Genomic DNA, 16506 nt, shown 5'->3' with positions numbered 1-16506 from the left:
CGGACACTTCGGGATAATGGAAGATCGGCTGTCGTTCGACTGCCCGGCCAGTACGGTGCCGGGTGGCAGCGGGGGGCGGTGTTGCGTGCACAGCGTGGTGCCGAGCGCAGGTTATTTCAGGAGGCTGACGTAGATGACGGGTGACATGGCGGGCAAGCCGACGCTGGCGATCGAGGACCTTCCCCGGTTGCTCGCCGCCGTCGCGGAGATCGAACCCGACCGCGTCGCCCTCACCGACGGAGACACCCGTATCGGCTACGCGCGCCTGCGCGACGAGATCGCCACGCTCGACACCGCCATGGGTGGTGCGCTCGGCTTCGACGCGTTGTTCCCGGTCGTCCTGTCGAACATCGCGCCCGCTCTGCTGGGTGCTCCGGGCCTCGCGGGGGTGGTCGACGCCCTGCTGGCCGACGCCGTCGAGGTGCTCGGCGACGATGCGGCAGCACCCGCCACGGTCGATCCCGACACATTGGTGGCGCGTTTCGACGCCCAGGTGGCGCGGACCCCTGATGCGGTCGCTCTCGAGTTCGACGGGCAGGCCCTGACCTACCGCGAGTTCGATGCCCGCGCCAACCGTCTCGCACGTCACCTCATCGGTCTCGGCGTGGGACCGGACGCACGTGTCGGTCTCGCCGTCCGCCGGTCGTTCGACCTGCTGGTCGGCATGTACGCGATCGTCAAGGCCGGCGGCGCCTACGTGCCGCTCGATCCCGACCACCCGGCCGATCGCCTCGCCTACGTCCTCGAGATCGCCGAGCCGGTCGCCGTCGTCACCACCGAGCGCGACGCCGTCGATCTTCCCGATTCGGTCCCGGCGCTGACGATCGACACCCTCGACCTGTCCGAGATGTCCGACGAGCCGATCGCCCCGGAGGAGCGCCGCGGCGCGCTCACGGCCGATCATCTCGCCTACGTCATCTTCACGTCGGGTTCGACGGGACGGCCGAAGGGCGTCGCCGTCGAGCACCGGGCGATCGTCGCGAACATCGACTGGCGTCAGTCCGAATACGGGATGCGCGCCGACGACGTGGTGCTGCAGAAGACACCGTTCACCTTCGACGTGTCGGTCTGGGAGTTCTTCTGGCCCCTGCAGGTGGGTGCCCGCCTCACGATCGCCGTGCCCGACGGGCACCGCGACCCTGCCTACCTCGCGCAGACGATGATCGAACGCGGCGTGACGATCGCGCACTTCGTGCCGTCGATGCTCGCCGTCTACCTCACCGAGCCCACCGCCGCGTCGGTGAGCACCCTTCGCTATGTCTTCGCGTCCGGTGAGGCGCTGCCGCCGCAGACCGTCGCCCGCTTCTACGAGATCTCCTCGGCGCGTCTGCACAACCTCTACGGGCCCACCGAGGCCGCGGTCGACGTCACCTACTTCGCGACCTCCGCCGACGACACCGTCGTGCCGATCGGTGCCGCCGTGGCCGACACCGGCCTCTACGTCCTCGACGAGGGTCTGCGCCCCGTCCCGGACGGTGTCGAGGGCGAGCTCTACCTCGCGGGCGTCCAGCTCGCGCGCGGCTATCTCCGTCGCCCCGATCTGACCTCCGATCGCTTCGTCGCCGACCCGTTCGGCGAGCCCGGCGACCGCATGTACCGCACCGGCGACCTCGTGAAGACGAACGAGGACGGGCAGATCGAGTACATCGGCCGTACGGACTTCCAGGTGAAGCTGCGCGGTCTGCGCATCGAACTCGGCGAGATCGAATCGGCGTTGCTCGACCACCCGGGCGTGCGGCAGTCGGTCGTCGTCGTGCACTCCGACCCCGCGCTCGGCGACCACCTCGTCGCCTACCTCGTCACCGACGGCCGCGACATCGAACGGTCCGAGCTCGCCGACGCCGTGCGCCGGCGCCTGCCCGACTACATGGTGCCGTCGCTGTTCGTCGAACTCGACGAGTTCCCGCTCGGCGGCAGCGGCAAGCTCGACCGGAAGGCCTTGCCCGCACCGGATTTCAGCTCCCTGCAGCGCGAGTACCGCGCGCCGTCGACGGCTACCGAGCATGCCGTCGTCGCCGCTTTCGAGCAGGTCCTCGGCATCGAGCAGCTCGGTGTCGACGACGACTTCTTCGAACTCGGCGGCAACTCCCTGAGCGCGACGCGGGTCGTCGCGCGGCTCAGCGCCGATCACAAGGTCCGCATCGACGTCCGCGAGTTCTTCGACGCCCCGACGGCGGCCGAACTCGCCTCGCTCGTCGACGCCGCCATGGCCTCGGGTGGCGACGGACGCGCACCGCTGGTCCCGCAGGTGCGTCCGGAACTGGTGCCGTTGTCGCTCGCGCAGCAGCGGATGTGGTTCCTCAACCGCTTCGAGCCCGAATCGGCAGTCAACAACATCCCCGTGGCGATCCGCCTGTCGGGGGCACTCGACGCGGCGGCCCTGCAGGCCGCGGTGACCGACGTGCTCGGCCGGCACGAGTCGCTGCGGACGATCTACCCGGACGTCGACGGTGTGGGCTACCAGCAGGTGCTGCCGGTGGACGAGGTGGTGCCCGACCTGACGCCGGTCCCGGTGGCCGAGTCCGATCTGATCGCCCGGGCCACCGAGATCGTCGGCACCGGCTTCGACGTGACGACGCAGGTCCCCTTCCGGGCCCGGCTGTTCGCCGTCACCGAGACCGGGACCGCGGCCGAGCACGTGCTGGTGCTGGTCGTGCACCACATCGCGTCCGACGGTTTCTCGATGGGTCCGCTGACCCGCGACGTCGTGACGGCCTACGCCGCACGCGTCTCGGGTGACGCCCCGCAGTGGGAGCCGCTCGCGGTGCAGTACGCCGACTTCGCGATCTGGCAGCGGGAGGTGCTCGGCTCGGAGGACGATCCGGAGTCGGTCATCTCCTCGCAGGTCGCGTTCTGGCGGGAGACCCTCGCGGGTCTGCCCGAGCAGCTCGACCTGCCGGCGGACCGTCCGCGACCGGCTGTCGCGAGCTACCGCGGTGCCTCGCACCGGTTCGTCCTGGACTCCGAACTCCGTTCCGCCGTCCGCGATCTCGCCCGGCGCACCTCCACCACCGAGTTCATGGTCGTGCACGCGGCACTGGCGGTGCTGCTGGCGCGTCTGTCGGGCACCGACGACATCGCGATCGGCACTCCGGTGGCCGGTCGTGGCGACGCGGCGCTCGACGACCTGGTGGGCATGTTCGTCAACACCCTCGTGCTGCGCACCAGGGTCGAGGGCGGCGAGTCGTTCGAGCAGGTGCTCGGCCGGGTGCGCGGCGCCGACCTCGAAGCGTTCGGGCAGGCCGACCTGCCGTTCGAGCGGCTCGTCGAGATCATCGACCCCGAACGGTCGACGGCACGGCACCCGCTGTTCCAGGTGCTCCTCGCGTTCCAGAACCTCGACGCCGACTCCCTCGAACTGCCCGGCCTGACCGTCTCGGCGCTCGACGTCGATGCGGCACTGGCGAAGTTCGACCTGCAGGTCACCGTCTCGGACGACGCGACCGCCGAGGGTTATCTCGTCGACCTCACCTATGCCACCGATCTGTTCGACGCCCGGACGATGGAGTCCTTCGCCGAGCGCCTGACCCGGATCCTCACCGCGGTCGTGACCGAACCCGCACTCCCGGTCGGTGATGTCGTGCTGCTCGACGATGCCGAGCGCACCGATGTGCTCGCCACGTGGAACGACACCGAGCGCGAACTCGGCGACGCCGGGACCCTCGTCGATCTGTTCGCCGAGCAGGTACGGCGGTCGCCGGACGCGGTCGCGGTGGAGTTCGAGGGCGAGTCGCTGACCTACGGCGAGTTCTCGGAGCGCGTGAACCGTCTTGCACGACACCTGATCTCGCTCGGTGTCGGGCCGGAGACGTCGGTGGGTCTGGCGATGCGTCGCTCGCTGGATCTGCTCGTCGGTATGTACGCGGTCGTCACGGCCGGTGGTGCCTACGTGCCCATCGATCCGGATCAGCCCGACGATCGCAACGGCTACATCCTCGACACCGCCGCGCCCGTGGTGGTGCTGACCACCGAACGCGACGGATTCTCCGTGCCCGCCACGGCATCGGTGCCGTCGCTCGCGATCGACGGCCTCGACCTGTCCGCGACACCGGCCGAGCCGGTCACCGACGCCGACCGCGTCGCGCCGTTGCGGCCGTCGAACACCGCGTACTCGATCTTCACCTCCGGTTCGACGGGACGCCCGAAGGGTGTGGCCGTGACCCATGCCTCGGTCGTCAACCAGATCCGGTGGATCACCACCGAATACGGGATCGGCCCCGACGACGTGGTGCTGCAGAAGACCCCGTTCACCTTCGACGTGTCGGTGTGGGAACTGTTCGGCACCCTCGCCGTCGGTGCGCGCATGGTGATCGCGGTCCCGGACGGTCACCGCGACACCGCCTATCTCGGCACCGTCATCCGCGAGCGCGCGGTGACGGCGACCTCCTTCGTCCCGTCGATGCTCGCGGTGTTCGCCGCGTCGGTGTCGCCCGACGACTGCGCGTCGCTGCGCACCGTGCTCGTCGCAGGTGAAGCCTTCCCGCTGTCGGTGGCCGAGCAGTTCTCCCGGATCAGCGACGCCGAGCTCCACAACCTCTACGGCCCCACCGAGGCCACGGTGCACGCCACCGCCCGCCCGGTCGCAGGAACCACGGGTGGTTCCGTCGCGATGGGCGCTCCGGTGTGGAACACCCGCGCCTACGTGCTCGACTCGCGGCTGTCGCCGGTTCCCGCCGGTGTCGTGGGAGAGTTGTATCTCGCGGGCGTGCAGGTGGCGCGCGGTTACGTCGGCCGCCCCGATCTGACCGCCGAGCGTTTCGTCGCCTCGCCCTTCGGCGAGGGTGAACGTCTGTACCGCACGGGCGACCTCGTGCGCTGGAGCAACGACCGCAGCGGCGATCTCGAGTACCTCGGCCGCACCGACTTCCAGGTCAAGCTCCGTGGTCTGCGTATCGAGCTCGGGGAGATCGAGACCGCGCTGCTCGACCACACCGGGGTGTCGCAGGCCGCCGCGCAGGTGCGGCACGAACAGCTCGTCGCCTACGTGGTCCCGGCCTCGAACACGACCTTCGACCGCGACGCCGCGCAGGCCGCGCTGAGCGCGGTGCTCCCGGCCTACATGGTGCCGTCGCAGTTCGTGGTCCTCGACGAGATGCCGCTCGGCAGCTCGGGCAAGGTCGACCGGAAGGCGCTGCCCGACCCGGTCTTCGAGGCTCGCGGCTTCCGTGCACCCACGACCCCGGTCGAAGAGGTCGTCGCCGGCGTGTTCGCCGACGTCCTCGGTGTCGACCGTGTCGGGCTCGACGACGACTTCTTCGCCCTCGGCGGCAACTCGCTCATCGCGACGCAGGTCGTCGCGCGCCTCGGTTCCGAACTGGGAACCGTTGTGCCCGTTCGTGTCCTGTTCGAGGCGCCCGGCGTAGCCGCTCTCGCCGCCCGCGTCGAGCAGAGCGAGGCCCAGGGCCGCACGCCGCTCGTCGCACAGGAACGTCCCGAGCGGGTCCCGCTGTCGCTCGCGCAGCAGCGGATGTGGTTCCTCAACCGCTTCGAACCGGAATCGGCCGTCAACAACATCCCCGGGGCGATCCGGTTGACCGGCGCCCTGGACGTCGAGGCGCTGCGCTCCGCGGTGGTCGACGTGCTCGGCCGGCACGAGTCGCTGCGGACGATCTACCCGGACGTCGACGGTGTGGGCTACCAGCAGGTGCTGCCGGTGTCCGAGGTCGAACCCGACCTCACGCCGGTCGACGTCACCGAGACGCAGCTGGTGCAGAGCATCACCGATCTCGTCTCGTCCGGCTTCGACGTCTCCACCCAGGCACCCTTCCGGACGCAACTGTTCGCGGTGTCGGCGACCGAACACGTGCTCGCGCTGGTCGTGCACCACATCGCCGCCGACGGCTTCTCGATGGGCCCGCTCACCCGCGACATCGTCTCGGCCTACGCGGCCCGCGCCGCCGGCGGCGAGCCGGGATGGGAGCCGCTGCCGGTCCAGTACGCCGACTTCGCGATCTGGCAGCGGGAGGTGCTCGGCTCGGAGGACGATCCGGAGTCGGTCATCTCCTCGCAGGTCGGTTTCTGGCGGGACACGCTCGAGGGTCTGCCCGAGCAGCTCGACCTGCCGGCCGACCGCCCGCGCCCCGCCGTCGCCACCAACCGGGGTGCCCTGCACGAGTTCACCATCGACGAGACGCTGCACGACCGCATCGTCACGCTCGCCCGCGAACGCAACGCGACCCCGTTCATGGTGGTGCACGCCGCGCTGGCGGTGCTGCTGGCGCGTCTGTCGGGCACCGACGACATCGCGATCGGCACCCCGGTGGCCGGTCGTGGCGACGCGGCGCTCGACGACCTGGTGGGCATGTTCGTCAACACCCTCGTGCTGCGCACCAGGGTCGAGGGCGGCGAGTCGTTCGAGCAGGTGCTCGGCCGGGTGCGCGGCGCCGACCTCGAGGCGTTCGGCCACGCCGACCTGCCGTTCGAACGACTCGTGGAGGTGCTCAACCCCGAGCGCTCCACCGCACGTCACCCGCTGTTCCAGGTGATGTTGTCGTTCCAGAACCTCGAGACCGGCACGCTCGAACTTCCGCGGCTGACCGTCGAGGCCGTCGACCTCGACATCGCGACCGCCAAGTTCGACCTCCAGTTCGTCGTCGTCGAGACGCCGACCGCGACCGGTGCCGCCGAGTACTCGGTGGGCCTGACCTACGCCACCGATCTGTTCGACACCCGCACCGTCGAGCGCGTCGCCGAGCGCTTCGTCCATCTCCTCGATGCGGTCACCGGTGATCTCTCCGTCGCTATCGGTGATGTCGACCTGCTCGACGACGCCGAACGCGTGCAGGTCCTCGAGCAGTGGAACGACACCGACCGCGCGCTCGACGACACCTCGACCCTCGTGGATCTGTTCGCCGAGCAGGTCCGGCGGTCGCCGGATGCGCGGGCGGTAGAGTTCGAGGGCGAGTCGCTGACCTACGGCGATTTCTCGGAGCGCGTGAACCGTCTTGCGCGACACCTGATCTCGCTCGGTGTCGGTCCCGACGCGCGGGTGGGTCTGGCGATGCGCCGCTCGCTGGATCTGCTCGTCGGTATGTACGCGGTCGTCACGGCCGGTGGTGCCTACGTGCCGATCGATCCGGATCAGCCCGACGATCGCAACGGGTACATCCTCGACACCGCCGCGCCCGTGGTGGTGCTGAGCACCGAACGCGACGGATTCCGCGTACCGGGGGAGAGGTCCGTCCCGAGCCTGCTCGTCGACACCCTCGACCTGTCCGCGACGGCGTCCGGGCCGGTCACCGACGCCGAGCGGACGTCTCCGCTGCGGGCGTCGAACACCGCCTACGTCATCTTCACGTCCGGGTCCACCGGGCGCCCGAAGGGTGTGGCGGTGCCGCACGGCGCGATCGTCAACCGCCTGCGCTGGATGCAGCACGAATACCCGCTCACCGGCGCCGACGTGGTGCTGCAGAAGACCCCGTTCACCTTCGACGTGTCGGTGTGGGAGTTCTTCTGGCCCTTGCAGATCGGTGCCCGACTGGTGGTCGCCGTGCCGGACGGTCACCGCGATCCGCGGTACCTGGCCTCGGTGATCGAGCGGCGCGGCGTGACCGTCGTGCACTTCGTGCCGTCGATGCTGGCGGTGTTCGTCGCCGAAGCGTCGGCCGACGAACTCACTTCGCTCCGTCACGTCTTCGCCTCCGGTGAGGCGCTCCCGCCCGCACTGGCCGCACGCACGCGGGCACTGTTGTCCGACGCCGGCCTGCACAACCTCTACGGCCCCACCGAGGCGGCCGTGGACGTGACCTACCACGAGGCCACCGACGCCGACACGGTCTCCGTGCCGATCGGTGCCCCCGTGTGGAACACCCGCGTCTACGTCCTCGACGAGCGTCTCGCGCCCGTTCCTGTGGGGGTCGCGGGAGAGCTCTATCTCGCGGGCGTCCAGCTCGCGCGCGGGTACATGCAGCGCCCCGACCTCACGGCCGAACGCTTCGTCGCCTCGCCGTTCGGCGACGGTGAGCGGTTGTACCGCACCGGCGACCTCGTGCGCTGGACGGAGAGCGCCGGCGAACTCGACTACATCGGCCGAACCGACTTCCAGGTCAAGCTCCGCGGTCTGCGCATCGAACTCGGCGAGATCGAGACCGCGCTGCTCGCTCTCGACGAGGTCGACCAGGCCGTCGTGCTCGTCCGGCACGACCAGCTCGTCGCCTACGTCGTCCCGCAAGCCGGTGAGACCTTCGATCAGGCGGCGGCCGGGGCGGCACTGTCCGCGCAGTTGCCGGCCTACATGGTCCCCACCACTTATGTGCTCCTCGACGCCATGCCGCTCGGTGCGTCCGGCAAGCTCGACCGCAAGGCGCTGCCCGACCCGGTCTTCGAGGTCAAGGAGTTCCGCGCTCCCACCACCTCCACCGAGCAGGTCGTGGCGTCGATCTACTCCGAGGTCCTCGGTGTCGAACGGGTCGGCCTCGACGACGACTTCTTCGCGCTCGGCGGCAACTCGCTCATCGCCACCCAGGTGGTCTCCCGCATCGGTGCCGCGCTGAACGCGACCGTGCCGCTGCGCCTGCTGTTCGAGGCCTCCACCGTGGAAGAGCTTGCGGCGCGCCTCGAACGTGGGGTGTCCGGCGGTCCGCGCCGGCCCCTCGTCGCCACCGAGCGACCCGACCGGGTTCCGCTGTCGCTCGCGCAGCAGCGCTACTGGTTCCTCAACCAGTTCGACACGGCGTCCTCTGCGGTCGACAACATCCCGATCGCCGTGCGACTCGTCGGCACTCTCGACGTCGAGGCACTTCGTGCGGCAGCACGCGACGTCATCGCGCGGCACGAATCGCTCCGCACCATCTATCCGGACTCGCCGGAGGGCCCGCACCAGGTGGTGCTCCCGCTCGACGGTGCACTGCCCGAACTCGTCGTGCGCGAGGTCGCGGAGGCCGAACTCGAACCCGAGATCGTGGCCTTCATGTCGACGACCTTCGACGTGACCTCCGAGGTGCCCGTCGCGGTGCGCATCTTCCGCGTCAGCGACGACGAGCACATCCTCGCGCTGGTCGTGCACCACGTGTCCGCCGACGGCGCGTCGGTCGGCCCGCTGACCCGCGACCTGATGACGGCCTATGCGGCACGCTCGCACGGCGACGCCCCGGCATGGGAGCCGCTGCCCGTGCAGTACGCCGACTACGCGCTGTGGCAGCGCGAGGTGCTCGGCAGCGAGGACGATCCGGAATCGCTGGCCGCCAAGCAGGTCGAGTACTGGAAGCAGGCCCTCGCCGGCCTGCCCGACCAGCTCGATCTCCCGTCCGACCGCCCGCGTCCGCCGAGCCAGAGCTTCCGCGGCGAATCGTTGCAGTTCACGATCTCGCCCGAACTGCACCGCGGCCTCCAGGAACTCGCACGGTCGAAGAACGCCACGCTGTTCATGGTCGTCAACGCCGCTTTCGCGACTCTGCTGGCGCGGCTCTCGGGTACCCGCGACATCGCGATCGGCACCCCGATCGCCGGTCGCGGCGAGCGCGAGCTCGACGACCTGATCGGCATGTTCGTCAACACGCTGGTCTTCCGCAGCGACGTCGACCCGGCCCAGTCCTTCGAGCGACTCCTCGAAGGCACCCGCGAGACCGACCTCGGTGCCTTCGCGAACGCCGACGTGCCGTTCGAGCGCCTGGTGGAAGTGCTGAACCCGGTGCGCTCGACCGCCCGCAATCCGCTCTTCCAGGTGGGTCTGTCGTTCCAGAACCTGGCGCGCACCCAGCTCGAACTGCCCGGTCTGACGGTGAGCTCCACCGATTTCGAGTTGCAGCTCGCCAAGACCGACCTGCAGCTCACGGTGTTCGACCACTACGACGACGACGGTGCGCCCGACGTCATCGATGCCACCTTCACGTACGCCACGGATCTGTTCGACGAGTCGACGGTCGCAGGTTTCGCGCAGCGCTTCGTGCGGGTCGTCGAGGCGATCGTCACCGACCCGACCACGGCCGTCGGCGACATCGACATGCTCGACGGATCCGAGCGGGTCGAGATCCTCGAGTCGTGGAACGCCACCGACCGTGCGGTCGAACAGGCGTCGACCCTGGTGGATCTGTTCGACGAGCAGGTTTCGCGGGTGCCGGATGCGGCGGCGTTGGTGTTCGAGGGTGAGTCGTTGACCTATGCGGAGTTCGATGCGCGGGTCAATCGTCTTGCGCGCCGGTTGATCTCGGAGGGTGTGGGTCCGGAGTCGACGGTGGCGTTGGCGATGCGCCGTTCGGTCGAGTTGCTGGTCGGTATGTATGCGGTGGTCAAGGCCGGTGGCGTCTATGTGCCGGTGGATCCGGATCAGCCGGATGATCGCAATGCGTACATTCTCGATACGGCTGCTCCGGTCGTGATCCTGTCGACCGAGCGTGATGGGTTCGTCGCGCCGGGGGAGAGGTCTGTCCCGAGCCTGGCGATCGACACGCTCGATCTCTCGGATGTCTCGGCCGACCCCATCGTCGACGGTGAGCGGATTGCGCCGTTGCGTGCGTCGAACACGGCGTATGTGATCTTCACGTCGGGTTCGACGGGTCGGCCGAAGGGTGTGGCGGTGCCGCATGCGGCGATCGTCAATCAGTTGCTGTGGAAGCGTGAGCATTTCGGGCTCGGTGCCGATGATGCGGTGTTGTTGAAGACGGTGGCGACGTTCGACCTGTCGGTGTGGGAGTTCTGGTCCGCTCTCGTCTCCGGTGGTCGGGTGGTCATCGCGTCGGCCGATGGTCATCGGGATCCGGCCTATCTGAACCGGTTGCTGATCGAGCAGTCGGTGACGACGCTGCATGTGGTGCCGTCGATGCTCGAAGCGTTGATGGTCGATGCCGACGGGGTGTTGGCTCCCTCGCTGCGCCACATCCTCGCCATCGGCGAAGCGCTGCCGCCGACCACCGCCCAGCGGTTCCTGACCCACAACCGGGCGCGGCTCGTGAACCTCTACGGTCCGACCGAGGCTGCGGTGTCCGTCACTGCTGGTGATGTCACCGATATCTCGGGTGCGTCGGTGCCGATCGGTGTGCCCGAGTGGAACACCCGTGTCTATGTGCTCGACGAGCGGTTGCATCCGGTGCCGGCGGGTGTCGCCGGTGAGCTCTACCTCGCGGGCGCACAGCTCGCGCGTGGTTACTTCGATCGACCCGATCTGAGTGCGGAGCGGTTCGTCGCGTCGCCGTTCGGTGACGGTGAGCGGCTGTATCGTACGGGTGACCTGGTGCGTTGGACGCGTGATGGGCAGTTGGACTACCTGTCGCGTACGGACTTCCAGGTGAAGGTGCGTGGTTTCCGTATCGAGCTCGGTGAGATCGAGTCCGCGCTGCGTGCGATGGATGCGTTGCGTGATGTCGCGGTGATCGCCCGTGAGGACGAGCGGGTCGGCACCCAGCTGGTCGCCTACGTCGTTCCCGCAGAGTCCGGCACCCTCGACGTGGCGGCGGTCAGGAGCGACCTGGCGACGCAGGTGCCGTCGTACATGGTCCCGTCCGCATTCGTGACGCTCGACGCGCTGCCGCTGAACGTCAACGGCAAGCTCGACCGCAGGGCCCTGCCCGAGCCGGTCTTCGAGACCCGCGAATTCCGGACCCCCGTCACGCCGGCCGAGCAGGCAGTCGCCGCGGTCTTCGCCGAGGTGCTCGGCGTCGAACGGGTCGGCCTCGACGACGACTTCTTCGAACTCGGCGGCAACTCGTTGCTCGCCACCCAGGTGGCCTCCCGTCTCGGAGCCGCGCTCGGTGTGAAGGTTCCGGTGCGTGCCCTGTTCGAGAACACCACCGTCGAATCGCTCGCCGGTGCGGTCGAATCGCAGCGCGGCGACGACCGCCGGCCCCTCGAAGCCGTCGAGCGGCCCGCACGGATCCCGCTGTCGCTCGCGCAGCAGCGCATGTGGTTCCTCAACCGCTTCGACACCGAATCGTCGGCCTACAACGTGCCGATCGCGATCCGGCTCAGCGGCGATCTCGACGTCGACGCGCTCCAGGCCGCCGTCGGCGACGTCGTGGCCCGCCACGAATCGCTGCGCACCTTCTACCCGGAGACCGAGGACGGCCCCGTCCAGGTCATCGTTCCGGCTGCGCGAGCGGTTCCCGACCTCACCCCGGTGGACGTGCCGGAGACGGACATCGTTGCCGCCGTCCAGGAACTCGCGGCGACGAGCTTCGACGTCACCACGGCCGTGCCGCTGAGCGCACGACTGTTCCGGGTCCGCGAATCCGACTACGTCCTCGCGTTCGTGGTCCACCACATCTCCGCCGACGGCTCGTCGATGGGTCCGCTCACCCGCGACCTCATGACGGCCTACGTCGCGCGGTCGCAGGGCGATGCCCCCGCGTGGGAGCCGCTGTCGGTGCAGTACGCCGACTTCGCCATCTGGCAGCGCGAGGTGCTCGGCGACGAGGACGATCCCGAATCGCTCGCCGCCGAGCAGGTCGAGTACTGGAAACAGGCGCTCGCCGGCCTGCCCGACCAGCTCGATCTCCCGAGCGACCGGCCGCGTCCCGCGGTCCAGTCGTTCCGGGGCGGCCGCGTCGACTTCACGGTGGAGGCCGACCTCCACCGGCGCCTCGCCGACCTCGGCCGGCGCACGAACACCACGATGTTCATGGTGCTGCACACCGCGCTCGCGGTGTTCCTCGCACGCATGTCCTCGAGCGACGACATCGCGATCGGCACGCCGATGGCCGGTCGCGGCGAGCGCGAACTCGACGACCTGATCGGCATGTTCGTCAACACGCTGGTGTTCCGGACCCACGTCGAGTCGGACGCGTCGTTCACCGAGCTGCTGGGACGGACCCGTGAGGCCGACCTCGGCGCGTTCGCGAACGCCGACGTGCCGTTCGAGCGGCTCGTCGAGGTGCTCAACCCCGCACGGTCCACGGCACGGCACCCGCTGTTCCAGGTGGGTCTGTCGTTCCAGAACCTCGCGCAGGCCGCACTCGAACTCCCCGGTCTCACCATCGCCGGTCTCGACGCCGACATGGAGATCTCGCAGTTCGACCTGCACCTGATCGTCACCGACCGCTACAGCGACGACGGCACGCCCACGGGCATCACCGGTTACTTCACGTACGCGACCGATCTGTTCGACGAATCGACCGTCGCGGAGTTCGCCGCCCGGTTCATCCGCGTGCTCGACGCCGTGGTCGCCGATCCGGCCCTGCCGGTCGGCGATCTGTCGCTCCTCGACACCGCGGAAACTGCGCGAGTGCTCGAGGCGTGGAACGACACCGTGCACCCCACCGCCTCGGCGACCCTGGTGGATCTGTTCGACGAGCAGGTTTCGCGGGTGCCGGATGCGACGGCGTTGGTGTTCGAGGGTGAGTTGCTGACCTATGCGGAGTTCGATGCGCGGGTCAATCGTCTTGCGCGCAGGTTGATCTCGGAGGGTGTGGGTCCGGAGTCGACGGTGGCGCTGGCGATGCGTCGTTCGGTCGAGTTGCTCGTCGGTATGTATGCGGTGGTCAAGGCCGGTGGCGTCTATGTGCCGGTGGATCCGGATCAGCCGGATGATCGCAATGCGTACATTCTCGATACGGCTGCTCCGGTCGTGATCCTGTCGACCGAGCGTGATGGGTTCGTCGCGCCGGGGGAGAGGTCTGTCCCGAGCCTGGCGATCGACACGCTCGATCTCTCGGATGTCTCGGCCGACCCCATCGTCGACGGTGAGCGGATTGCGCCGTTGCGTGCGTCGAACACGGCGTATGTGATCTTCACGTCGGGTTCGACGGGTCGGCCGAAGGGTGTGGCGGTGCCGCATGCGGCGATCGTCAATCAGTTGCTGTGGAAGCGTGAGCATTTCGGTCTCGGTGCCGATGATGCGGTGTTGTTGAAGACGGTGGCGACGTTCGACCTGTCGGTGTGGGAGTTCTGGTCGGCGCTGGTCTCCGGTGGTCGGGTGGTCATCGCGTCGGCCGATGGTCATCGGGATCCGGCCTATCTGAACCGGTTGCTGATCGAGCAGTCGGTGACGACGCTGCATGTGGTGCCGTCGATGCTCGAAGCGTTGATGGTCGATGCCGACGGGGTGTTGGCTCCCTCGCTGCGCCACATCCTCGCCATCGGCGAAGCGCTGCCGCCGACCACCGCCCAGCGGTTCCTGACCCACAACCGGGCGCGGCTCGTGAACCTCTACGGTCCGACCGAGGCTGCGGTGTCCGTCACTGCTGGTGATGTCACCGATATCTCGGGTGCGTCGGTGCCGATCGGTGTGCCCGAGTGGAACACCCGTGTCTATGTGCTCGACGAGCGGTTGCATCCGGTGCCGGCGGGTGTCGCCGGTGAGCTCTACCTCGCGGGCGCACAGCTCGCGCGTGGTTACTTCGATCGACCCGATCTGAGTGCGGAGCGGTTCGTCGCGTCGCCGTTCGGTGACGGTGAGCGGCTGTATCGTACGGGTGACCTGGTGCGTTGGACGCGTGATGGGCAGTTGGACTACCTGTCGCGTACGGACTTCCAGGTGAAGGTGCGTGGTTTCCGTATCGAGCTCGGTGAGATCGAGTCCGCGCTGCGTGCGATGGATGCGTTGCGTGATGTCGCGGTGATCGCCCGGGAGGACGAGCGGGTCGGCACCCAGCTGGTCGCCTACGTCGTTCCCGCAGAGTCCGGCACCCTCGACGTGGCGGCGGTCAGGAGCGACCTGGCGACGCAGGTGCCGTCGTACATGGTCCCGTCCGCATTCGTGACGCTCGACGCGCTGCCGCTGAACGTCAACGGCAAGCTCGACCGCAGGGCCCTGCCCGAGCCGGTCTTCGAGACCCGCGAATTCCGCGCCCCGAGCACCCCGGTCGAGGAGATCGTCGCCGGCGTGTTCGCCGACGTCCTCGGACTCACCCGTGTGGGTGTGGACGACGACTTCTTCGAACTCGGCGGCAACTCGCTGCTCGCCACCCAGGTCGTCTCGCGGATCGGCGCGGCGCTCGACACCCGCGTCCCCGTGCGCGTGCTGTTCGAGGCACCCAGCGTCGCGACGCTCGCCGTCGCGGCCGAGCAGCACACCGGTGCGGCGGCACGTCCGCCACTGGTGCCGCAGCCGCGGCCCGAGCGTGTGCCGCTGTCGCTCGCGCAGCAGCGCATGTGGTTCCTCAACCGCTTCGACACCGAATCGTCGGTCAACAACATCCCGGTCGCGGTCCGCCTCACCGGGGCGCTCGACCTCGGTGCGCTCCAGGCAGCGGTCCAGGACCTGCTCGCCCGGCACGAGGTGCTCCGCACCGTCTATCCCGAGATCGACGGACAGCCCTACCAGTTGATCCTCCCCGTCGCGGAGGCCGCGCCCGACATCGACGTCGAATCGGCCACGGAGGACGACCTCCTGCAGAAGGTCACGGCGGTCGTCTCCCGCGGGTTCGACGTCACCACCGAGATCCCGCTGCGCGCACGACTGTTCGAGCTCTCCGAGCGCGATCACGTGCTCGTCTTCGTCGTCCACCACATCAGCGCCGACGGCTGGTCCATTTCGCCGCTGACCCGCGACGTCATGACGGCCTACATGTCCCGCGCCGAGGGTGAGGCCCCCGGCTGGGCGCCGCTGCCCGTGCAGTACGCCGACTTCGCGATCTGGCAGCGCGACGTGCTCGGCGACGAGGACGATGCCGCGAGTCTGCTCGCGGCGCAGGCCGACTTCTGGAAGCGCACCCTCGCCGGGCTCCCGGACGAGCTGAACCTGCCGATGGACCGGCCGCGTCCCGCGGTGCAGTCCTTCGCCGGCGGCAAGGTCGACTTCCTCCTCGACGCCGACACGCACCGCGGTCTCGCGGCGCTCGCGCGGCGGACCGGCACGACGATGTTCATGGTCGTGCACACCGCGCTCGCGGTCTTCCTCGCGCGGATGGCCGACACCGACGACGTCGCGATCGGCACGCCCATCGCGGGTCGCGGTGAGGCCGAGGTCGACGACCTGATCGGCATGTTCGTCAACACCCTCGTGCTGCGCAGCCGGGTGGACACGGGCGAGGGCTTCTCCGACCTGCTCGCACGGGTGCGCGAGGCCGACCTCGAGGCGTTCGCCCATGCCGACATCCCGTTCGAACGGCTCGTGGAGATCCTCAACCCCGAACGGTCGACGGCGCGCCACCCGCTGTTCCAGGTGGTCCTGTCGTTCGAGAACCTGCCCGAGACCGCTCTGGAACTGCCCGAGCTCACCGTCTCCGGCGTTCCGTTCGAGGTCGACACCGCGAAGTTCGACCTGGGCCTGACCCTGCGCGAACACATCGACGGATCCGGCGCACCCGCCGGCCTGTCCGCCGAGTTCTCCTATGCCAGTGCACTCTTCGACGAGAGCACGATCCAGCGTTTCGCCGAGCGGTTCACACGACTGGTCGGCGGCATCCTCACGAACGACCGTGCCCCGGTCGGTGACCTGCCGCTGCTCGCCGACGACGAGTTCGCGCAGCTCACGGCCATGCGCGGACACGACGTCATCACCGAACCGAGCACCCTGGCCGAGTTCCTCACGCGCGGCGTCGCGATGGATCCCGACGCCGTCGCGGTGCGGTACGAGGGACGATCGATCACCTATCGCGAACTCGACGAGACCTCGTCGAAGCTCGCGCGGGTGCT

At 69.0% G+C, this 16506-nt stretch carries 1 protein-coding gene (only partly in view); it reads left to right on the top strand.

Going from position 1 to position 16506, the window contains the following annotated elements; genetic code table 11:
* The first annotated feature begins 133 nt into the window (after positions 1-133).
* Positions 134-16506, top strand: the 5' portion of a protein-coding gene (locus U9J23_RS17355; RefSeq protein ID WP_326599406.1) for a non-ribosomal peptide synthase/polyketide synthase. Its footprint extends 13210 nt past the window's final position; the window shows 16373 of its 29583 coding nt (coding positions 1-16373); its start codon is at positions 134-136; its stop codon lies beyond the right edge, outside the window.

The organism is Rhodococcus sp. PD04, assembly GCF_035918275.1.
GTDB lineage: Bacteria > Actinomycetota > Actinomycetes > Mycobacteriales > Mycobacteriaceae > Rhodococcus > Rhodococcus rhodochrous.
Note: the sequence above shows the minus strand (reverse complement) of the source record. Positions and strands in the feature narration are given on the sequence as shown.